Source organism: Ferrovum sp. (assembly GCF_027317285.1).
Classification (GTDB): domain Bacteria; phylum Pseudomonadota; class Gammaproteobacteria; order Burkholderiales; family Ferrovaceae; genus Ferrovum.
The window spans coordinates 1-579 of sequence record NZ_DAHVHV010000156.1 but is presented as its reverse complement, the minus strand read 5'-3'; the positions used below and the strand labels follow the sequence as shown (position 1 = coordinate 579).

Annotated in this window: 1 protein-coding gene; it reads left to right on the top strand. The window is 48.7% G+C overall.

The features are described 5' to 3' along the window. Positions 1 to 151: 151 nt before the first annotated feature. Positions 152 to 579, top strand: a 428-nt coding sequence (locus M6F29_RS12070) for a dTDP-4-dehydrorhamnose 3,5-epimerase family protein (RefSeq protein ID WP_298160274.1), incomplete at its 3' end; no start/stop codon positions are given.

The following is a 579-nucleotide window of genomic DNA, read 5'->3' as shown; positions in this document are numbered from 1 at the left end:
AGTCGCAGTATCGATTCAATCGAAGATTCGAATTGGCAGCGATGGTGCCAAGACTTGCCGTGGCGCTCATGTGTGCAACTCCTTGTTCTGGAAAGAAACTGATGGCGCGCACTGAGATAGAGACATAATCAGGACAAAACGAATAATACTTATGTCACGCTTTGATTTTGTTGTCACCCCGTTGGGCGGGTTAATGTTGGTGCAGCGCAGGGCTGTAGAGGACGATCGCGGTTTTTTGTCGCGATTTTATTGTTCTGAGGAATTTCGGCAGGCTGGAATTGATAAGTCCGTTGACCAGATAAACCACACACTTACGCGCAAAAAAGGTGCGGTACGGGGTTTGCATTTTCAGTACCCGCCCCATGCCGAATCCAAGCTGGTCAGTTGTCTGAAAGGTGAAATTCTGGATGTGGCAGTCGATCTCAGGCGTGATTCGCCTACTTTTTTACATTGGCATGGCGAAGTCCTGTCGGCTGAAAATCGCAGGAGTCTGCTCATCCCGGTTGGGTTTGCGCATGGTTTTCAGGCGCTTACAGAAGATTGTGAACTGATTTATCTGCATACTGCATCCTATTGCGC